General features: G+C 43.2%; 18 protein-coding genes and 2 pseudogenes. 3 read left to right on the forward strand and 17 right to left on the reverse strand.

Annotation, left to right across the window (positions count from 1 at the left end; all coding sequences use genetic code 11):
• Position 1: 1 nt before the first annotated feature.
• The 10 genes and pseudogenes from MmiHf6_RS05160 to MmiHf6_RS05200 form a co-directional block, all read right to left on the reverse strand.
• The gene (locus MmiHf6_RS05160) at positions 2-1114 is read right to left on the reverse strand and encodes an ArsR/SmtB family transcription factor (protein ID WP_316556739.1); all 1113 of its coding nucleotides are present in this window, start codon (positions 1112-1114) and stop codon (positions 2-4) included.
• 690 nt (positions 1115-1804) lie between these two features.
• Entirely contained in the window at positions 1805-1987 is a 183-nt protein-coding gene (locus tag MmiHf6_RS10230) for an MAG6450 family protein (protein ID WP_420891325.1), read from the reverse strand.
• Positions 1988-2195: 208 nt separating this feature from the next.
• Complete coding sequence (locus MmiHf6_RS05165; protein ID WP_316556740.1) at positions 2196-2678, reverse strand: Panacea domain-containing protein; 483 nt, start codon at positions 2676-2678, stop codon at positions 2196-2198.
• 231 nt (positions 2679-2909) lie between these two features.
• Positions 2910-4220, reverse strand: a complete 1311-nt coding sequence (locus tag MmiHf6_RS05170) for a radical SAM/SPASM domain-containing protein (RefSeq protein ID WP_316556741.1) — start codon at positions 4218-4220, stop codon at positions 2910-2912.
• 98 nt (positions 4221-4318) lie between these two features.
• Positions 4319-5533 (reverse strand): NAD(P)/FAD-dependent oxidoreductase, encoded by a 1215-nt coding sequence (locus MmiHf6_RS05175; protein WP_316556742.1) that lies wholly within the window; start codon positions 5531-5533, stop codon positions 4319-4321.
• Positions 5534-5756: 223 nt separating this feature from the next.
• Positions 5757-6653, reverse strand: coding sequence for a UbiA prenyltransferase family protein (locus tag MmiHf6_RS05180; protein WP_316556743.1), 897 nt, complete (start codon positions 6651-6653; stop codon positions 5757-5759).
• A gap of 503 nt (positions 6654-7156) precedes the next feature.
• Positions 7157-8677, reverse strand: a pseudogene (gene tgtA, locus MmiHf6_RS05185) (tRNA guanosine(15) transglycosylase TgtA); the annotation flags it as partial.
• A gap of 377 nt (positions 8678-9054) precedes the next feature.
• On the reverse strand, positions 9055-10083 hold the full coding sequence (gene fen, locus MmiHf6_RS05190) for a flap endonuclease-1 (protein WP_316556744.1): 1029 nt from the start codon (positions 10081-10083) through the stop codon (positions 9055-9057).
• A gap of 97 nt (positions 10084-10180) precedes the next feature.
• Positions 10181-10645 carry a hypothetical protein gene (locus tag MmiHf6_RS05195; protein ID WP_316556745.1) on the reverse strand — a complete coding sequence of 155 codons (465 nt, stop codon included), beginning with the start codon at positions 10643-10645 and terminating at the stop codon, positions 10181-10183.
• Between the two features lie 475 nt (positions 10646-11120).
• A complete protein-coding gene (locus MmiHf6_RS05200) occupies positions 11121-11603 on the reverse strand; it encodes a deoxycytidylate deaminase (RefSeq protein ID WP_316556746.1) in 483 nt (160 codons plus the stop codon).
• 248 nt (positions 11604-11851) lie between these two features.
• Here MmiHf6_RS05200 and MmiHf6_RS05205 point away from each other — a divergent pair, with 248 nt between their 5' ends.
• The 3 genes from MmiHf6_RS05205 to MmiHf6_RS05215 all read left to right on the forward strand — a co-directional run bounded on the left by MmiHf6_RS05205 (position 11852) and on the right by MmiHf6_RS05215 (position 15912).
• Entirely contained in the window at positions 11852-12772 is a 921-nt protein-coding gene (locus MmiHf6_RS05205; RefSeq protein ID WP_316556747.1) for a protein translocase subunit SecF, read from the forward strand.
• Entirely contained in the window at positions 12769-14610 is a 1842-nt protein-coding gene (locus MmiHf6_RS05210; RefSeq protein WP_316556748.1) for a preprotein translocase subunit SecD, read from the forward strand. The genes MmiHf6_RS05205 and MmiHf6_RS05210 overlap by 4 nt, the downstream gene beginning before the upstream one ends.
• A 216-nt stretch (positions 14611-14826) precedes the next feature.
• Positions 14827-15912 carry an AAA family ATPase gene (locus tag MmiHf6_RS05215; RefSeq protein ID WP_316556749.1) on the forward strand — a complete coding sequence of 362 codons (1086 nt, stop codon included), beginning with the start codon at positions 14827-14829 and terminating at the stop codon, positions 15910-15912.
• A 75-nt stretch (positions 15913-15987) separates the two neighbouring features.
• On the opposite strand, the gene MmiHf6_RS05220 is transcribed toward MmiHf6_RS05215, so the two are convergent.
• The 7 genes and pseudogenes from MmiHf6_RS05220 to MmiHf6_RS05250 all read right to left on the reverse strand — a co-directional run bounded on the left by MmiHf6_RS05220 (position 15988) and on the right by MmiHf6_RS05250 (position 21795).
• Positions 15988-16167 carry a hypothetical protein gene (locus MmiHf6_RS05220; protein ID WP_316556750.1) on the reverse strand — a complete coding sequence of 60 codons (180 nt, stop codon included), beginning with the start codon at positions 16165-16167 and terminating at the stop codon, positions 15988-15990.
• 168 nt (positions 16168-16335) lie between these two features.
• Entirely contained in the window at positions 16336-16497 is a 162-nt protein-coding gene (locus MmiHf6_RS05225; protein ID WP_316556751.1) for a hypothetical protein, read from the reverse strand.
• 206 nt (positions 16498-16703) lie between these two features.
• A complete protein-coding gene (locus MmiHf6_RS05230) occupies positions 16704-17141 on the reverse strand; it encodes a GNAT family N-acetyltransferase (RefSeq protein ID WP_316556752.1) in 438 nt (145 codons plus the stop codon).
• A 264-nt stretch (positions 17142-17405) separates the two neighbouring features.
• Positions 17406-17657 (reverse strand): AcrB/AcrD/AcrF family protein, encoded by a 252-nt coding sequence (locus MmiHf6_RS05235; RefSeq protein WP_316556753.1) that lies wholly within the window; start codon positions 17655-17657, stop codon positions 17406-17408.
• Between the two features lie 11 nt (positions 17658-17668).
• Positions 17669-17947 (reverse strand): monomethylamine permease, encoded by a 279-nt coding sequence (locus tag MmiHf6_RS05240; RefSeq protein ID WP_316556754.1) that lies wholly within the window; start codon positions 17945-17947, stop codon positions 17669-17671.
• Complete coding sequence (locus MmiHf6_RS05245) at positions 17940-19352, reverse strand: APC family permease (RefSeq protein WP_316556755.1); 1413 nt, start codon at positions 19350-19352, stop codon at positions 17940-17942. Before MmiHf6_RS05245 ends, MmiHf6_RS05240 begins: the two co-directional genes overlap by 8 nt.
• A gap of 1063 nt (positions 19353-20415) precedes the next feature.
• A pseudogene (locus MmiHf6_RS05250) lies at positions 20416-21795 on the reverse strand (monomethylamine:corrinoid methyltransferase).
• Positions 21796-21799 lie beyond the last annotated feature (4 nt).

The raw sequence follows: 21799 nt of genomic DNA on the forward strand, positions 1-21799 counted from the left end.
ATCAAATATCATTTCCGTCTTTCAACCGCCAGACAAAATCGCCGTCCTGAAGATATTTTTCAACCATTTTCTTTTCTTCAAACGCTTTCAACCGCGGTAAAACCATTCCCGGCGCGTGTCCTGTTGCGTGACACAATTCGGCGGTGTTCATGTCTTCCTTGAGAAGGCGGAACAAAATATCTAAATCAACTTTGTCTTCGGAAAGCTGCGTCGCGTAGTGAACAAATGAGCGCATCAAATTGTTCTGGCGGATTGAAATGTTTTCCTGCATTTTGGAAAGTTCTTCCTGTTCTTCCCACAAATCGCCTAAATCGTCGCGGACTTTGAAAATCCGAGACAAGAAATAACCTTCGCGGCTCTTTAAACGCTCATCGGTTTTACGGTTTGAATTTTCATTTGAATTTTTATTTTGATTATTGTTTGACCCGTCGTCGTCATCGCCGTCATCATCGGCATTGTCATCGGAATCGGGGAAAATAAATTCCGGCTCGACTTTTCCTTCGTTTTTGGATTCTTCATAAACGGTATTCAATTCTTCTTCGTAATAGCGCTCGCTTTCGGCATCAAAAACGGTTTCGTCTTTTCCGGACAAGAGGAATCTGTTGCTTCCGGCGCCGGCGAGAAGGCCGAGGAGTTTATAATTCGGATTGTCGGGGCCGATGATTTCGAGTTTAAATTCGGCTTTATCGGCTTCGGCGTAAGAAGACGCTAAATGAATAACGGGACTTGTCGGAAGTGTTCGGTCTTTTCTTCTCTTTTTGCGGCGGCCTGTTTTTTTCTCGGGATTTTTGAATGAAACGGAGAGTGAATAAACGGGTTCTTCGGGAACTTCTAATTTGATGTTGTTCACGTGAACGGAATAAGCATAAGGCGACACGGAAACTTCCAAGTGCATGCTTTTTGAAATGCTGTAATATTTGCGGCGCTGATCATCGACGCTGCTTTCGATCAATCCTGATTTTTCAAGCAATGAAAGATGGCCGATAACGGCTTTTGGAGCAACGCCGAGGCGTGCTGAAATTTCGCTGACAAAATAAGGCCTGTCGGCAAGAAGCGCAAGAATCTTGCGGCGGTTTTCATTTCCTAAAATATCTAAAAATTCCGACGGCTCCATTATCCACATTCCTTTTTAATGAATAAATTAAAGTCCCGATATTTACGGTTGTCGGAATCATCTCAATTTTCAATCAGATACGTGAAAACCGAAATAATATTTGATTCAGTTAACCTTTTCATTTATTTTTGTCAAAAACAAACATCGTTTTTATTTCAAATTAAAAAGAAAATCGAACGCCATTTTTCTTTCAAAAAGTTTTAGATATTGAGATTTTATCGGGCGTTCGGGTTTTTTGGATTAAAGAAAAAGGATGTTTGGGTTTGTCCGAAAATTGAAATGAAAAGACAAAGCACCGACCCTCCAACGACGCGTTTCCGGAGCGACAGCGGAGGAAAGAAGGAGTTGGAGATTCTAACCATACGTCGACGAATTTGCAGCTTTCAGTTTTTGATTTAGATTTATGAAAAGACTGAATTTGAACTATTTATTCGGCGCGGTAAGAATCCGCAAGCCTCGATATCGCTCGCTTCGCTCACGAATCTCGTTTGCGGGACGTTATTTGGACTTTTCATTTAGTTTAATCAAAAAAACAAACATCGTTTTTATTTCAAACTAAAAAGAAAACGAACGCCATTTTTTCTTCAAAAGATTTCTTTTATTTTGGATTTTATCGGGCGTTCAGGTTTACCGATTATTGAAATTGGATGTTTAGGTTTGTCAGGATTTGGAGAATTGCTAAACCGACCTTCATTTTTCATCCAATTTATGATTTGGGTCCATATATACAATATAAAAGACGTTTCCGTCATAATATCCGTGGATGCGGTAACCTAAATTGACACGAACATGATAATAATCATGATATCCGCGATCGACATGACCGAAATCTTTGGGGATTTTTAATTTAATCTTTCCTTTCGTTGTCGGTATATTCTGCTAACCGGATTTGAAATCAGTAACCGGACAGCCGTTTGATTTTTTCAAAAACGCATTTAGAATTGCTTTTTGTTCCCCTGATTGAGAACAAATACAATTCCCGTGATTCCGAGTGTGTTCACAAAAACAGATGCAAACCGGATTGACTTTTTCCGCAGCTTTATCCAATACTGCAGGTGAAAGCCGTCTGAAATGAGTCATATTAAACAAGTTGAGCGGATTCAAAGAGAGCCCCGTAGAATCTTTTCATATCATCAACACTGATAACATTTTCAGAATTCTCTTTTGGTCTCAATGTTCCTCTTGCGTTTTTCCACGGGTCTTCATTGTGAGAAATTCTTTCAAGACGATCTCCGGAAGAGTCGCCGTAAGATTCCCAAACAAATTCAAGAACCTCCTCGGATAAAACGTCAAATTCGGGAACATCTGCTTCAGAGATTTTAGAAATAGGAAGCCATTTCTTGTTTTTGTATTTGTCAAACAGTTTTCTGTTGACAGGACCGTGAACCCATGCTTGAAACTCATCGTTTTGACAAACGGGAGCATCCAAAAGAGTGTAATGCCACGCGACTGCATAATAACAAAGTTTCTGCAATTTTTTGTGCTGAATCGGTTCTTTAACCAAAAACCAATTTGCCACGTCGGTAATATCAAATCCGGAAATATTTTGCGGTGACTGCTCCATTTTTATCTCTCCAAAAATCGCAAAATAACTTAAAACAAATATTTAAACAAACATTTAAACAGACATTTAAACAGACATTTAAACAAATATTTCAAACAAACATTTTAACAGATATTTTGCGCTGCAGTATTTTTTAAAGAGCGGGCGGTATAAAAAGATTTTTTTATTATTTGGAATATTTTAGAACTGATTTTTATAAATAGAAAGTTTGTTTACAATAATTCAAAAAAATCACTGAAATCGGTCGCCGTATTTTTCCCGAAACTCCGGGTCGCGCATCAAACAGCCGGCGCCTTTGTTGTAAGCAGGTTCGGCGCGGATTTTTTTCCAAGCTTTTTTGACGGCATCCTTTCCCGTTTTGACGTTCCCGTACGAAATCGGAACGCAGGAGCAGGGCAAAATGTTTCCTTCAGGCGTGATATGCATCCACTGACGGCCGGCCATGCAGCCGAATTCGTCAATCACAAGCGGCCCCGAAAAGAGTTTGGGACCCGTCAAATCTTGATTGCATATGTCAACGAAATTTCTGAAAATTTCATGCTGCTCAGGCGTTAAAATGTCAGTCGTATTGTCAAGCCATCGCCCCGTCGGAACGATTTCATAAAAAGAAAGTTCGTGAACACCGAGCGTTTTTGCAAAATCGTAAACCTTGTCCAAATCATTCACATTGTGCGGCGCGAGAACGACATAAATATTGACCAAAAGACCGGCCGCAAGCGCGTTTTGAATTGCCGCGGTCGCCGTATTAAAAACGCCGGGGACACCGCGCATATAATCATGTTTTTCTTCAATCGGACTGTCGATGCTGACGCTGACGGAATAAAGACCCGCCTCTTTAAGCGACTTCGCTTTTTCTGCTGTCAAACCGACGCCGGACGTAAACATGCAGGCAATCGCCTTGTTCGGGTCAACATAAGAAATCAATTCCTCCAAACCAGCATAGCCGAGAGGCTCGCCGCCGTCAAAAATAATGTTTGTCGCGCCCGCGCCGACCGCCTGATCGATCGCGTCCTTCGTTTCCGCAACAGTCAGCTTGGAATGATTGTTTTTGTTCGGCAGCGCGCAGTGCAGACAGCGGTTCGGACATTCTTCCGTGATTGAAATCGTCACCTGCTCCGGCCGATATTTGCCGAGCGCGGATTTCATACGGCCTTCGACCATTCGCTTAAACGCGGGCGACGGAATCGGCGGCATCCATGTCGAATAAATGAGAGAATCGCCGTATTTGCGGTAATAACTTTCAAAAGATGTGTTTGCGTTTTTGTTTGTATTTGTGTTTGTATTTGTGTTTGTATTTGTGTTTGTATTTGTGTTTACGTTTTTATGAGATTCCGAATTTTCAATAATTTCAGTAATTTCAGAATTTTCGGACATTTCAGTCAATTCGGCAATGTATTTTTCATGATCAAAAAACGCCATTTCCTGCGTGACCAAATTTTTAAGAACAGGAGACAGAATTCCGCCGGCAGTTACTTTCGTTCTGCCGCCGGCGGGTTCAATATCGACCTGAAACACAGGATTTTTGTAAATCAGATATTTCATTCTGCCACCCCAAAAAGAAAAAAATGTTTTTTGTTTTTGTATTTGATTTGTTTTTCATTATTAATTCGTTATCGAATTGTCATCAAATTTCATTTGTGTTATTTGTTTCTGAAGAATGCGCTTGCTTTCAAAATTGAAGAAGGCTTCTTCTGAAGCATCAGCGAAATGACCGATAAGCCCTGATTGACGGTGTTTCCTTTAATCAATGAAGAAACGTCTTCGTCTTCAAAGACTTCAAAAAGCTCGTCGATTTCAGCGTCTTCCATTTTGCGGAGCGTCTCAAGACCGATGCGTCCGAAAGCGTGTTCCGTGTACAGCGAACTGCGCCAATCAGATCTGTATTTGGAAAGCGTTCTCGCAGAATAATCGCCCTTGGCAATCGCCATTGCGCCGACTTGTCCGGCAATTTGTCCGGCATGCATCGCATAGCCGATACCGGACTGGCCGGCAGCGCCGCCCGCAACCATAATGTTGTCGGTATAAGTTTGATCGGGAATCGCGACAATCGGGTCGCCCGCGCTTTTTCTTTCAACGATTTCAAATTCGTCATCGGAAATGTTTTTGAGATCCTTAAAGCGCGCAATCCATGAATCCAAGAAAGGCGCAACATCGCGGCCGTAATGACGGACGTAAACGCCGATTGCCGCCTCGTCTCCGCCGCGCGGAAGATAAGTGGATTTCCAGCCGGGCGCATGGCTTCCGACGAAATATTCGGCAAAATCCGGCTCGCCGATTCCGGGCGCGCGGATGGTTAATTCGGTTCCCCAAGCAATATCGTCGGGATGCTTCATCGTATGAAGACCCGCCATCTGAGCATTTTTAGATAAAATGCCGTCAGCGATAATGACAACTTTTGCTTTCACGCGCTCGGGAATTTCCGAGTCTGAGCCTGAACCGGAACCCGCGCCGGATGCCGCCGTTTTCAAAACAACGCCCGAATCTTTGCGGTTTAAGCCGACAACTTCGGTTCCCGTTTTGATTTCAACGCCTTCGGCAAGCGCTTTCTTTTCGTAAAAGCGGTCAAATGCGCCTTTGTCAAGCGCGTAACCCTGCGTTTTCACTTTGATTTTGTGACCGCCCGGAGATACGATTTTCATTCCTTTGATGTCGTGAACAACATAAGACGGATCGACTTTTTCACCCGTAATGTTCATCATGCCTTTAAAAACAGAGTTGGCCGGATGCGGGTCTTTGCCGATTTCTTCTTTCTTTTCAAACAGCATCACTTTTGCGCCGCCGAGAGCCGCGTGGCGGGCTGCCATGAGACCCGCAGGAGACGCGCCGATAACCGCAATATCAGTTTTAATCGCCATAATTAATCACCTTTGAAAATTAAAAAATATGATAAAATTTAATCAATTGTTTTTTCGTTTTTGTATTTTTTTGGTTGTTTTTGTTTTTGTATTGTTTTTGTATTGTTTTTTTTTGGTTGTTTTTGTGTTGTGTTAGTTGTTTTTTGTTCACTTTGTTTATTTTGTTTTTATTAAATTCGTTTTTACTGTTATTTATTCATTTTTAATTTCAAAATCTAATTGGTTACGCGCCGAGAATCAAACTGACCAAACCGCTGTAGCCGTTGACGTAAATCAACAGAACGACATCAATGATCATTGCCGAAAACATAACGCCGCGATAATTGGAACCTTCGACGAACAGTTTGCCGCCGAGTTCGGGTTTCGGGTCTTTGATAAACAAAGTGCAGCGCCAAATCATCCAAATGCCTGACGCGAGCGCCGCAATGAAATAAAACGGACCGAGATTCATCGTATATCCGATCGCAAGCGAAAGCAAAACGCCGATGATCCAAATGACTAAAATGAACTTAGATGTCAGCGGAATGCCGTATGTGACCGGCAGCGTGGGAGCGCCTTTTGCGCGGTCACCTTCAACATCGCGGCAGACGCCCGCAAGCGTAAAGCCCCAGTCGGTCATACAAATCATCAGACCGAACAAAAGACCCGGGAGCGGAAGCAGGTACGGGCTGACGGCAGTCTTTAAAACGCCGGCCGGATCGATTGCAAGCCAAATGCCGATTGGGACCAAACCGTAAGCGATGCCGACAGAAATGAAACTGAACGGCGTTTTTCTCTTGAAAATGACCGTGTAAAGCGTGATGACCAATGTCGCGGCAATCAAAATAACGAATGCTTCAACATTCAAATAAAGCGCGCACGCCGCTGAAATCATGCCGAGGAAAAGAGCGTAAAAGAAAGCCGATTTTCGGGACACTTCATTTGACGGAAGCGGCCGGTCGGGCAAATTAATAGTATCAATATCAACATCGAAAACATCATTAAAAGTGTAAGCGCTGGTAATCGCGCAGAAACCGCCGATCGTTGCCAGAACAAAAGGTAAAAACTCAGGAAGCGCGCCTGTTGCAAAATAAGCGGCAAGTATCGCCGCCGCCGCCGGAAGCGTTATATCCATAAACATGATGGGCGGCCTGAGAAATGTGATATAAGCTTTAAATTTACTCGTTATTGACAAAGTATCACCTGAACCGGACTCCTTAACAGCCGCGAAAAAACGCATCGCCTGAAAAGTTCAAGACCCGATGAACAAAATATAATTCGGATGGAATATAATCTGAATGAAATAAAGATATTACAGAGTTGTATTTGTAAACCAAACAAACAGACAGATTATTTAAAACTATTTGCATCAACATCATTTTGCAAATCATTTTGCAAATCATTTTTCAAACAGTTGTCGTTATTTTTTGTTCGGTTTGACAACTTTTTTCGACGCTTTTATTTTGAATTTTTTCGATTAAAAATTAAAAATTTCAGCGTTCATTCTTCGCCGTTTGTTTCATCAGCATCTGCTTCAACAGTATCTGCTTCAACAACATTCATTTCGACAGCATCTGTTTCGTCAACATTCATTTCATCAGCATCTGTTTCATCAATATTTTCATCAGCTTTTATCGATTCTTCGATCCGGCAGACTTTTCCGAGTTCATCAAAACAGGCGGCATCGAATTCGCTCAAACGCTTGCCTTTAACGAATGTAAATTCCGCGTCGGGATTGTTAGAAATCAAAGCAATCGTATTTTCAAGCGCTGTCTGCAAAGACAAGAGCGACGGCTTGTTTTGGACTTCCGCGTTGAACGGATAATTTTCATCCAATTCCGACGGAAAAGCGCCAAACGGCGGCTTGAAATAAAGAACGTGATCGAAATCGGCGTCTTTTAAGCCGCTTTTGTTGTATCTCGCAGGACGGATGAGAACTTTTCCCGACAATGAAAAACGGTTCAGCCGTTTGCCGTAGCGTAAAACTTCGGGGCGCTTGGCGGACTCGGCGCTGCATTCAAAAAACGTTGACTTGACGGCAGGGTCGCACTCTTCCAGCCAATCGGAATGCGAATACAAAGCGTGTAAAGCGCTGACCATCTGCGGATGGGAGTGGCAGCGCAGTTCGACGAGTTCCATCAGCTTTCCTTCATGAATCGCCTGTTTGATCAAACGGATTTCTTCAAATGTCACGTACAAATTGTGGCGCGCGAGCAGTTCTTCTTTGTTTGCCGCTTTCTGCATGCTTTCGGCGGTGTTTTTGGAACAGATCGGGCAGGAGCAGGGCAAATATTTGAGGCGGTCGAGCGGATAGGTGCCGTTGACCGTAATGTAGCGGCCGCCTTTTGCGTAAAGCGCGTATGCGGCGGAGTCGAACAGATCACAGCCGAGCGCAACGGCGAGCGCAAACATCATCGGGTGTCCCGCGCCGAACAGATGAACGGGAACGGTCGGATCGAGCTTCGACTTGGCGGCGGCAACGACGTGGACCAAATCTTCGTAGCGGTAGGCTTCCATGAGCGGCACGACCGCGCCAATCGGACAGACATCGAAATCGAGACCGGAGACGAATTCGGCGCTTTCGGCTCTCAAATCCAAATAAGTCGAGCCTTGAATCGGGCCTGCCAAAAGCATGTCATCGCCGCGCTGCTTTTCAAGACCGTTTTCGGCATTTGAAGCGGCTTCTTTGCGGCGTTCTTCGACTAAGCGGCGGGCTTCCGTGAGTCTTTCGTTTGTGATTTGCAGTTCCTCTTTCGCCTGACTGTATCGAACATCGGGCGCCGTCGGAATGTCTAACGGGACACCAATATCGGTTCCGATCGCCTGTTCAAATGCAATAATTTCGTGATTTTCGACATTCACGTCGCCGTAAACGGAAAGCTGAAAAGAGCCGGAATCCGTCATGATCGGACCGTCGAATCCGATCAAAGCGTGAAGACCTTCGCTGAGCGCTCTTTCACGAAGTTCGGGTTTGCTGTAAATGATATAAGAATTGGTAATCAGGATCTCGGCGCCGAATTCTTTCATTTCGGCGGGGTCGACGATGCGCAGATTCGGGTTGATCACCGGCATGACCGTCGGCGTTTCAACGACACCGTGCGGCGTTTTTAAGCGACCGATTCTTCCGGCGGTGTCTTTTTCAATAATTTCAAAAACTCTTGACATTTTTTGTCCTCAAATAAGCAATAATGATGAATCAGTGAATTTAACCAATAAAATTAACCCATACAATCATAAAACAGTCAAATAATTAACGGAAAAATAAAGAAAAATAAGAAAAAAATGAAAATGAGAAAATATAAAAACTCAAAATTGGAAAAAATCGAAAATGAGAAAAATAAAAACTCAAAATTGAAAAAAATCGAAAAGTGGAAAATAAAAATGGAAAAAATCGAATAGTAGAAAATAAAAATGGAAAAACGAAAAGTAGAAAATAAAAATGAAAAAAATCGAATAGTAGAAAGTAAAAATGAAAAAAATAAAAATGAAAATAAAAAGTGAAAACCGAAATATTTCAAAAATAAAAAACGTTTGCCGCCGAATCAAAACCATTGATCCAATGTCGGCTGTTTTGTTTTCGTTTCAAACGCGGCGTTGATTTTTTGCCAGGCGGATGTGACGCGCTCTTCCGAAAAGTCGCGTTTGGAACATAAAAATTCAATCATTTTTTCTTTATCGGGTTTTGTCCACTGAATCGTATAATCATCTGTTGTCGGCGGATTTTTGAAGAAATCTTTTGCCGCCGCGTAACGTTCGATCTGATCGTCAAGTCCTTTGGATTTTAAAATCGCTTCATAGCTGCCGTATTCTTTGATGAGTTTAAGCGCTGTTTTTGCGCCGACGCGGTCGATCCCTTTGTTAAAATCGGTACCGACGCAAAGCGCGAGATCAATGAATTGGTCTTTTGTGATTCCCAAGCGCTCCAAATTTTTATTCAAATCAACTTTTTCGGGTAAAACATCGACATAAACGCTTTTCCCGGGAAGCTTTCGTTTGCCAGATACGGTTAAATTTCGAATCACGATTTTCGCGCCGAAAATAAAAGCGTCGTAATCTTGAGATGAAACGAAGTCGACGTCGCCTTTATTTGCCATGTATGAAGCCTGCGCTTCGCCTTCCGACGGCGCTTCGACGACGGGAATGCCCATCATCGAAAGAAGCATTTTGGATTCTTCAACGACTTGCGGATCGATTTTGACGGCGGCTTGCGAATATTTTAAAATTTCTACCGTGTCGCCGCGTTCCATCGCAAGTACCCATTTTTCGTGAGCTGCTTCTCGAATTTCGCGTCTCTTGTCAAGCGTTTCGGCTTTGAGTTCGGGCGGAATGCCGTCAAAAACGAAAACGGGTTTGATGCCGTCTTCGACAAAACTGGATGTTCGGTAAAGAACGCCCGAGAGGTGTGAAGTCGGATTGCCGCTTGAGTCCGTAAGCGGTTTTCCGTCGCGCCCGCGAACGGTTGTGAGAAATTGATAAATAACATTATACGCGTCAAACGCAACGATTTTGCCCTTTAAATCGGAGCGGGAAATTTCATCCCTTTCTAATAAATCACCGATGGCTACGCCCATAATGTTTGCCTCATGAATGTTTCTGTAATTGATTTTAAAAATAAAAATAAAAAATAATGATTTGGGGCAATAAATGTGAGGCGTTCTATAAAAACATTTACGATAAGCAAAACGGGGAATCGTTTTTGAAAAATTGGAAAGAAAACGAGGGTGGTGTTTTGAAAATTTTGAAAGAAATGTGGGAGGTGTTTTTGGAATTGAACGAAAAATGAGGAGTTGTTTTTGAAAAATTGGAAAGAAAAATGGGGGATGTTTTTGGAAAAATTGAACGAAAATGGGGGATGTTTTTGAAAAATTGAACGAAAAATGAGGCGGCTCGCGCGGCGGCAGGCGCTGCTTGCTGCTGCGAGCGGACGGGCAGCAATGCAAACCTGATCGGCAAGCGCAAACGCAAACCTAAAGGTAGCGGCGGCAACACAAACCTAAAGGTAGCAGCGGAAACACAAACCTGAAGGTAGCAGCAGCAACACGTTCGCGAATGCGAACGGATTTCTAAAAAAAGAGCAGATACAAGCAACAATGCAAACCTGACCGGCAGCGCAAACCAAATTAACAGCAGCACAAATTAAAAGACAGTTGCAGATTAGCAGGCTCAGCCGGAGCAGACAGCATTAAAAGACAGGGGTAAGAAAATACTTTGCAGGAACCAAACGCAGCTTAAAATCAGATGCTTTTTGTGTTTTTATTTTCATATGGGAAGAATCCGCCAAGTCTCGTTTCTTCGCTGCGCTCAGAAACTCAACTTGCGGGGGCGGTTTTTGAAATTATATTTAATCTAAAATTCGATTGAAACATCGTCTTTATCAAAATTATCAAAAACGGAACGCCTTTTTTTCAATAAAAATATTTTAAGATTAGGGTTTTATCGGGCGTTCGGGTTCACCGATTTTTGAAATTGGATGTTTAGGTTTTATCCAAAAATAAAATAAAAACGAAGAGCAAGTTTGAAAACATTACGAAAAATGAAGCGGCTCGCGCGACCGACGACGGTCCAAAAAAACAAAAAAAGAAGAGAAAAAAAAGAAAAGAATTAACTTTTAACTTTTCGGCTTGTACTGCTCAATCGTCACGCCTGCTTCTTCAAAAAATCCCATCGAATTGGGGTCGGGATACGCGTTGACATAAACAACGTGTTTAATGCCGGCGTTAATAATCATTTTCGTACAGAGAATACAGGGCTGATGTGTGCAGTAAAGCGTTGCGCCCGATGTCTGAACGCCGTGAACGGCCGCCTGAATGATCGCGTTTTGCTCGGCGTGAACGGCGCGGCATTTTTCGTGCATCGTCCCGGACGGAATATTTTGCTGCTGGCGAATGCAGCCGATATCCAAACAGTGCGCAAGTCCTCGGGGCGCGCCGTTGTAACCCGTTGTTAAAATTCGATTGTCGCGGACAATGACGGCGCCGACTTTATTTCGAAGGCAAGTCGCCCTCTTGGCAACGGTTGTCGCGATTTCGACGAAATACTCGTCCGCCGTTAACCTTTCATTTTGATTCCCACTCGAACTCTCTTCAGACATAATAATGAAAAAAGGAAGACAAAGATATATAAATTGTTGAACAATGTTGAACACTCTTCAATCGGAACAAATCGGAATATTCTTTAAGTTGTTGTTCTTTTAGTTGTTATTATTTCAGTTATCATTATTTCAATTTATTATTCAATTGTCATTATTTCAATTGTGATTAATTCAGTTGAAATTATTTTTGTACTTTATTTCATTTATCTATTGTTTTTATAAAACTTAAAAATAAAATGGGATTGGCTATGAGATTTGAACTTTATCATTATCTTCAACCGTTCGTTCAAAAAACGGACAATAAAAAGTTGATTGCAATCCCGTTGGCGGTTTTGGCCGTTGCGCTCATCATTATCGCTTTTACGACAATACAAACCGGAAGCCCGATTGCGCTCGGCATGGACTTCGTCGGCGGAACGCAATTCTCGGTAACAAGCACCCTGACGGAAGATCAGCTCGAGGAAATGTTTTCGGACTATCCGCTCAACGACATCAGAATATCAGGCAACCGCGCCGTTCTTCAATTCAGCATGATGGAAAACGATGAATTGCAGTCGCTTGAAAATCTGATATACGGCAATTCTGCCTTCAGAGACATCGAGCAGCAGCAAATTTCGCCGATTTACGGTCAGGAATTGCAGGAAAAAGCTTTGATTGCAATCATTTTATCATTCATCGGAATGGCGATTGTTGTTTTCATCATATTCAGACAAATCGTTCCGTCGCTTGCGGTCATTTTATCGGCAGCGTCAGACATTATCATCCCGATTGCTTTTATGAATATTTTCGGAATCGAATTAACACTCGGAACAATTGCGGCGCTTCTGATGCTTATCGGCTATTCCGTTGACAGTGATATTTTGCTGACAAATAAAGTGCTGAAACGAAGCGGCAATTTGGATGACAAAATTTCGGGCGTCATGCGCACGGGAATGCTGATGACGACGACAACCGCCGCCGCCTTTTTGGTGATGTTTTTGGTCTCCACTTTCGCACATTACATCATTCCCGGAATTCCGCCGATTCCCTTAATGTCCCAAATTTCATTAATCGTTTTAATCGGTCTTTTGGCAGACATCCTTAACACCTGGTTTTTAAACGTCGGCATTCTCAGAATGTATTTGACGCGCCCAAAAAGAAAATCCAAGAAAGGAGGCAGACGCGCATGATGGAAGAAAAGAAAGAGCAGCCTCTTTACAAAGATCCGAAAGTCATCCTCTTGGGAGTTGCGCTTCTCGTCGCACTCATTGCGATTTTCAGCCCGATCGGATATTTCGCAGAAGACGACGGAATCACAAATATCCACTTCGGCCTTGACATCAAAGGCGGCTCAACCATTTATCTGAAACTCAACGGCGCCGTCGCGCAAGTCGATGCCGCGCCGCGCGATATTGTCATGAACATGACAGCCGCCGATTTCCCAAACAGTATTGAAATCACAGGCACAAGCGTCAAAGATGACGGTTCCGCATACGTCGCGTTCAGAACAAGCGACCCTGTGAACAAAACGAAACTGGAATACATGTTCAGAAACAGTGATGTTTACGTCAGCACTTCGGCTTCAACGTCCGGTTCAACGGCTTTGAATTCAAGCAATTCAAGTTCAAGCAATTCAAGTTCAAGCAATTCAAGTTCAAGCAACTCAAATTCAAACGATTCAGACTCAACCGATTCGGGCAACGCTCCCGTTTCACAGGTCAATATTACATCGACTCAAATCGGATTCATCACCTCTTACCTCGCTCATGTTTACGGAGCGGAAGTTGTCGCGTATCCGACAGGAACAGGCGGCGTTGAGTATGAAATCAGAACGTCGACGACAAGAGAAGAACTTGACGGCTACATGCAGGCCGTCAGCGGCAGAATTTTAACGGACAACTCGGGCGATCCGATTTACAAAGACGGAACGACCAAAACAACGATGCAGACGACAATTGATGTTCTCAACAGCAAGCTCGGCAACGGTTTGGGCGTGAAAGACCTTCCGATCCGCGCCGTCGGCGACGAATACATTCAAATTGACTTTGCAGGCGTTGACTTGGCGGACGCAAGAGAATTGGTCTCAAGTCCCGGTAAATTCGAAATCAGAATCCAAATCACAGGAAATGAAACTGCTCACGTCCTTTACGGCGACGCGATTGAAAGTGTCGGCGTTGTCGGAAACGACCCGTCAACCGGCGTGTATTATGTGCCGTTCACGCTCAACGAAGACGGCGCAAAAGCGCTCCAGCTGGTTGCAATCAACACCGGAGCGACAGTCAATCCGAACGCGCATCATTTGATAATGATGCTGGACGAAGAAGTCGTTTACAGCGCGCCGCTCAGTTCAAGCGCTGCAAATCAGCTGAACTCGAATCCGATTTACTCGTGGCAGGCGGGAACAAGCTCGCAGGAAGAAGCCAGAACGCTTCAGATCCACCTGCGTGCAGGCGCATTGCCGGTCAATGTTGAAATCGTCAACGCGGGACAAGTCGATGCCGCGCTCGGCCAGGGTTTCCTGCGAGGCGCGATTTTGGCAGGCATCTTGGCGCTCTTCGCAGTCGCGCTCATCATTTACAACCGTTACAAGCGTCTTGAAATTGCGCTTCCGATGATTGCAACTTCATTCAGCGAAGTGATTTTGCTTGTCGGATTTTCGGTTTTGATCATGCAGGACTTGGATTTGGCAGCAATCGCCGGTATTATTGCCGTCATCGGTACGGGAATCGATCACTTGGTGATCATCACCGAAGAAGTCGTTCACGAAGGTAAAACGCCGTCAGATACGGTTTATACAAAGCGTATCGGAAAAGCCTTTATGATCATTTTCGGCGCCGCGGCGACGACGGTGGTTGCAATGCTTCCGCTGATTTCGTCTCTCGGATTCGGAACGCTGAAAGGCTTCGCAATTGTGACGATTGCCGGTGTTTTGATCGGCGTTTTGATTGCGCGCCCGGCTTACTCTGCGATTTTGAGATATATTCTCACAAAACGCGGAGCGATCGACGAAAAAATGATTGATGAATAAGAAAATATTTAAAAAACAAAAAAATTAAAAAAACAAAAGAAAAATAAAAACAAAAGAAAAATAAAAACGAAAGAAAATAAATTCAAAAAACGGAAGAATTAAAACGAATGAAAAGATTCAAAACGAATCAAATCATTCGTTTACCTGATTTTTATGAATTGAATTTTTATTTATGAATTGAATTTTTATTTATGAATTTTATTGATGGAATTCATTTTGACAGAATTTTTGAATACGGATGGAACTAAAATGCAGGATGTTTGGACTCTTAAATACCGCCCCGACTCGTTTGACGGCATTCTCGGAAATTGTCAGACTGTTGAGACACTGAAAAGTCTGACGGCATCAGGCTCGCTTCCTCATCTCATTTTGTTCGGTCCGGAAAATTCCGGAAAAATGACGGCGGCGCTTGCGCTTGCTAATCGTCTTTACGGCGATGAAAGTGAATTGAATTTCACTTATTTCAACGCATCCGACTTTTTTGAGCAGGGCAAAAACTATCTTGTCAGAGACCCGCGCTTCTACCGGATTCTCGGGACAGACGACCCGAAAAAGATTCAAAAAAGTGTTATCAATATTTTCAAAGATGTCATTAACGAATACGCGGCAATCGCGCCGATGAATTCGGATTACAAAATTATTTGCATCGATTCCGCCGAAGCGCTCACGATGGAAGCGCAGCAGGCGCTTCGTCGAATCATGGAAAAATATTCCAAAACCTGCCGTTTTATTTTATCTTCTAAAAGCATTTCTAAAATCATTCCGCCGCTTCGCTCAAGAGGCGTCACGCTTTTTTTCAGCCCCGCAACGCCTGATGAACTCGTTCCTTTTATGCGTGACATCGCTGAAAAAGAAGGATTCCGCGTCAATGAAGATGTTCTTTATGAAATTGCGTATCAGACAAACGGAAATGTCGGAAATTCCTTAGAAATTCTTCAAACCGCGCTTTTGGATGCGCAGGAAATCGGAACGGAACTCACCGTTTCTATGATTCAGATGCAGCTCCAATTGGAAGATGAAAACGGAATCGCCGACCTATATAATGCAGCGGCGCATGACAAAAATTTCATGACGGCGCGCGGCAAATTGGATACGCTTTTAATTGATGACGGTTTGACCGGCAGCGAAATTTTGGAAGGATTTGAAAACGCCATAATTGCCGATGAAAAAAAGAGCGGCGATGAAATAAAAACGGCGAAGCGTTTGATTCAAATCGCCGAATGCGACAGCCGATTGGCGCAGGCGTCAAATGAGAGAATTCAGCTTGAGAATTTGATTGCGAATTTTGACAGCGAAAACTGAACTGAATTGCCGATAATAAATCGAAATAAAAATAGGGGGACTGTTTTGATTAAAATTGAAAAGCGGAGCAGCTGTTTAATAAAATTGAAACGTGGAGCGGCTGTTTAATAAAATTGAAACGTGGAGCGGCGCGCGCGCGACAGCGGCAATGCAAACCTGATTGGCAAGCGGAACAGAAACCTGAAGGTAGCCGCGGCAACTATAAAGGCAGGCAGCAGCGGCAACAAACACCTCCCTCCCATCGCAAACAAACACCTCCTCCATCTGCCATTTTGAAATTTTGTGAGGCGAAGCCGAGCAAAATTTAATGCCAACGGATTACTGTAAAATGGGAAGATACAAGCGGAAACGGAAACCGCGACACCAAGCAGCAAATTAAAAGACAGTTGCAGACGAGCAGGCCTAGCAGGCACCGGGAAACGATTAAAAATCAGCGTTTTTTGAATTTTTGTTTTGTATGGAAAGAATCTCAATCTCCTCCTTTCCTCCGCTCCGCTTCGGAAACTCGTCGATTGAGGGGCGGTTTTTGATCTTTTCACTTATTTTTAATTCAATTGAAACATCATTTTTATCAAAAATATTCAAAATGGAACGCCGTCTTTTCTTCAAAATCTAAAAAAATGAGATTAGGATTTTATCGGGCGTTCAGGTTCGCCGATTTTGAAAATCGGATGTTTAGGTTTATCCAAAAGTGAAATAAAAAACGTGGGCCCGATTTTAAAATCAAAATAAAAATGGTGCAATTCGCGCGTGGCGCAGCTGCGACAAATGACATAAAATGATTGAAAATTTCAAATCTTTTTTTCCATCGTTACTGTATCGCTTGAAATTTCAAAATCCATTTTTTGATAAACGCCGACCGTTCCTTCACTTTGAATTGTCGCCAAAAAAATCTTATGAACACCGCGCTCTTTAAGACGGCTTTCAAGTTCTTGAATTATTTTTCTGCCGATGCCTTGCCCGCGAAAATCAATGCTTGTGCAAAATTCTTTGATCGTAAAATGAATCTCATCGCAATACTGCTCTTCCTTTCCGATGATCATGCCTGCAATTTTTCCGTCGATTTCGCAAATCAAACCGTAATCATAAGGAGAACTCAATTGCTGCTTCAATCTTTTTTCAGCCGTTTCTTTTGTCCAATTGTCATTCCAAGGAGGCGCGTTAAACGCTTCGATAAAAATATCGGAAACTTCGGGAATTCGATTGAAGGTAAATTCTGAAAATTTCATGATTATTTTTCCTTTTGGCTTTTTAAGTCAAATTCTTTTAAGTCAATGAACCGATTTGATAAAAGAATGATGATGAAATGATTAAGCGGGCGACTGAAAAATCAGACAAGAAAAAAGAAGAAAAGAGATAAAAATTGTTTTGCGCGGAAGCAAGCCACAAAAAAGACGAACTTGCCGAAAATTTATCAGCAAATCCGTCCTTCGTTTTTTAGTTCTTAAATTCGTGACATTATTTGGTGGAATACTTTTTCACTGAATTCGAGTTCAATAATCATAATTCTTCACGGAGTGATAAAGAATCACAACGAAGAAGACAATGATTACCAAAAGCGTTCCGAAATATCCGGGTGCGTTCCAAACAATTTGGTCGCCGATACCGGAACCGCCTTCACCGACAATGGTGGCGCCTTTTAAAAAGACGGGAATAACGACACAAGCAAAAGCCAGCGCGAAAATGAAGACAATGTCAAAAACTTTCATTGCCAAGCCTTGCTTATCAGATAATTTTTCTGCCATTTCTTCTCACCTCAGTCGTAATATTTGAATTCGTACATGTGCGCTTTAATGGATCTCCATACATTCAGACAAGCCATTCCGTTGATGAAGAACATCAGGAACAAAACGACACCGAACACGACTAACAGAATCATCGGGATTTCCAAACCGCGTGAAATTCCCGCATACAAAATCGTGAATGTGACGAACGATTCTGAAAGAACAAGGAAACACCACATGAAAACGATCAACAGTGTGTCCAATCTGAACCATTTCTTGTATTTTGCTTCATCAATGCTGCCGTTACTCATCATTGCCGCCTCCTGTTTGTGCTGTAAATCTCTTTTGACCAAGCGCCACTTCAGGCTCCGGCCATCCGAGTCTGTCCTGCCAGCTGAATTCTTTCTCCTTCTCGAGTTTAATCTTCTTATAGCGCCAGCTGAAGTAGAAGTAGGCGACGATGTAGAAGACCAATGCGAAGAGCAAGTTCAGCATATATGCCCAGAAGAAAGTGGACATAATTAAAATGGCAATACCCATTGCAAGGAAGGAAATCCATGGCTGCAGCGGACCGATATACGGACGAACCAACGAATTGTTTGTCGGATACATCTTTCTGAACCGATACAAAGCAAACGGAATCATCACGTAGCAAACAAGTCCTGACATAATGGAGAACGTAATCACCTGGTCAAGATAACCGCTGAACGCAAAACCGGCAGAAACCGGAATCGTAAAGATGACCGCCTTGTACGGGCTCTTGTATTTGGGATGGACATCTGAGAACCAGTCCGAGATGAAACCGTCACGCGATAAAGCCAGCCACGAACGAGAGGAGTCGTTGATACAACCGTTGGAACTGGCAATACATGTAAAGACTGTTCCGACCGCAAGCAGCAAAATCAAAATGCCGACACCGCTGTTCTGAGCAGCTTCAAAGAGCGGGTAAACCGAAGAGCCGAGTTCATCGACACCGATTAAACCTGAACAAATGAAGAGCGTCATTCCGGCCATCAGCAAGAGCGTAATCATACCGGCCTGCTGTCCCAAAGGAACGGCACGCGTCGGGTGTTTACATTCTTCGGCACACATCGCGGCACCTTCAATCCCTAAATAGAACCAAGGACCAAACTGCAGCGCCGCAAAGACACCGACAAGTCCGTAAGGCATCGCCCCTTGGAACATGTTTTCAAAACTGAAATTAGGTACCCCGAAGCCGGTGGCAGAAGAGATGAAGAAAATCACGACCGCTGCTGCCGCAACGAATGTCAGGAAGAAGTTCAGCGTTAAAGCTGTCACTGCACCGCGATAATTGATAAGCGTCAAAATCGCGAGAATCAATAATGCAACCGCTTTCACGTCAATCCATTCGACATAAGCCGTTAGCAACTGACCGACGACAATAGCGTCACCGGCAGAAAGAGCGATATATTCCATATATACCGCAAGACCGACAATTGCAGCCGCGCCGGGACCGACGAAAAGTCTGACCCAGTCATACGGACCGCCGGCCAATTTGGTTGAAGAACCAAGTTCACTGGCGCAAATCGCAACGACGATATACATTAAACCGGCGACGAGCATGGCAAAAAGGGCACCGATGATACCACCTTTTGCGACTGTAAAGTTCCAGCCCATATATTCGCCGACCAACACGATACCGACACCAAGCGCCCAAACGTGATACGGCCGAAGTTTCTTTTCAAGTTCTGTCATCAGACTTCACTCTCCTGATTTTTTCAGTTTCGAAACTCTGTACGCATCCAAGCACATGTAGCCCATGATGGCGAATGCTGCTAAATAAATCAATATGTTAATGATAGTTCCTGTATCCATCATATGCACCTCATTTCGAAATGAGGGGGTTGGCAATACAGCGTCGCATCAATAAAAAGGGAAATCAATCAAAATAAAAAGGAAAATATCAAAATATAAAATTGCAACATGAAATCACAGAAGATTATAAAATATCATCAGTAAACTGAAATCTCTAAAATTTGAGATTTTCAAAAAATTGAAATTCTTCAAATCTGAAATTTTCAAGAACTGAAAAAATATTTAATTTACGGATTTATTGTAAAATTTTTTCAAGTTTGTAAAAACTTTTGCAAATTTGTAAAAACTTTGTTAACAAGTTAAACCTAATCCGATTAAAATCAAATACTCTCCGCTCACCGCGAAATATTTTTTCAAATCTCTAAATGGATATTCGATACCAGTGCAAGACTTTTGATAATTTACCACACACAATAATTCCCATATATTCAAAATAACTGACACACACAACCGTCAATAATTTGACAACAAACCCCCGATTTTATGAATCGATTTTGATTTTATTTTTTGATTTTATTATATCTGTACCATTTTTTTCCGTTTCCGGAAAAAAACATCGAAATGCTGTTCGAATCGAAAAAGCCGGACCACAAAAACCGGCTTGAAGCTAAAACCACAACAATACTTCAATACGATTTAACAAACATTTCACAAGTGTTAAGAAAAAGTCTGAAATGACTTTTTAATTTATTTTAATTTTGTGCAAACATCCGAACATAATTTTCAATTTTAAAAAATTTCAAAGTTCAAAACCGATCCGAACAAACTTGATAAAATCAAATTTAAAGCCAGAATCGATTTTGATTTTCTTTGATTTATTTTTTAATTGTTATGTCAGGATATTTCACCAAACAACAGTCAATTCAACAGGGATATTTCGCCTGAATAATTAACTGTCGAAAGCTTATTTTTAAGAAATAAGCAATGTCTTATGATTTCGCAATCACTTGAAGACAAGACCGAAACCTTCAAGTTTCTTTCTTGCGCCTTCGTAGACTTTGACGTGTTCGTCGGTGGGTGTAACTGTTTTAATGTCGTAACATTCCTGGAAGGTCTTGCCCGCCGGAGCGTTTCCGTAGTCTTTCTCGTAGCTTGCGACGAGTTTGTCCAAAATCTTGTTGATTTCAGCGATGTCGACGCCTGCTGCGGATCTTGCGACTTCTCCCATCATACGGGCTTCCATACCGGTTGTTTTGTCTGTAACGACACCTTTTGCGGCTGCGACACCGGAGAGGATTTCTCTGCCTGATGCGGAGTCGGTCATTGCCTGTGCGGCAAGTTCAAGGAAGCACATTTCTGTACACGGGCCTGCGCACGGGTAGTACTGGTTGCCCTGCATGAATTCAGTGTGGTTTGTGATTGCAGCGGATGCCCATCCTGCAACAGCGAGAGTTTCTCTTGTGTTTGTGGAACCCCATCTGATGTGGACCGGACCGTCCAAGTGCCAGCTTGCACCGGACATGACGAATGCGTTGATGGATGATGCAACGTCGATAATTGCTGTTTCTTCAAGACCGCCTGCGTAACCGCCGTAAATCGGCATCTGTTCGTCCATGAGGATGTCGCTGTTGCCGTGGTAGTGAGCAATAACTGAAATTGCGTCGAGGTCAATCTTCAATTCATTGAGTTGTGAAACTTCGTGGCTGTCAGAGGCAATCATACCGCCTGCACAATCTGCACTGATGTTACCCTGTGCGGAGAGTGAGGTTTCGGGACCCTAAACTGCCATGCCGGGACGACCTGCCATTGCTGCTGCCTGTTTGATGAGTTTTGTTTCCATCTTGGCTGCGAGAATTTCGAAGGGTGTTTTCGGAACAGGCGGGTAACCGCGGACTGTCATCATAACACCGTTGACGATTGTGTCAACTTCTTTCTCAAGTGCGTATGACATGTGAAGTTCATAGAAGATGTCTTCTGAAACCGGAGAGCCTGTCGGGCCGCCCTGAATCAAGGGACCTCTCTTGTCGCCGATTGTTCTTCTTCTCATTGTAACGGCGTCTCTGCCGGTACCGAGCTGGAATTCGGGCATGGGGTTGCGGATTGCATCCCAGATTTCGTCTTCAGTGTATCTGACGATTCTGTTGGTGTCTGTAACAAAGATACCTGCTTCAAGAAGCATGTCAAAACCGGCTTTGAAGAGCTTTTCGATCATGTCGGAGTCAGTCGGAACAAACTCGCCTTTGAAGTCAAGACCGTATTTTTGCTTCAATTCCATTGCTTTCATCGGGATGTGCATTAAATCCCAGTCATCTTGTGTGCATTTCTCACCGGTCTTTGCGCGGTTGTAGAATTCGTATGCATCAATTGATCTTTTGTATGCCATTTTA

Origin of the sequence: Methanimicrococcus hongohii, from assembly GCF_032594095.1 — an archaeon.
In the GTDB taxonomy this organism is placed as follows: Archaea; Halobacteriota; Methanosarcinia; order Methanosarcinales; family Methanosarcinaceae; genus Methanimicrococcus; species Methanimicrococcus hongohii.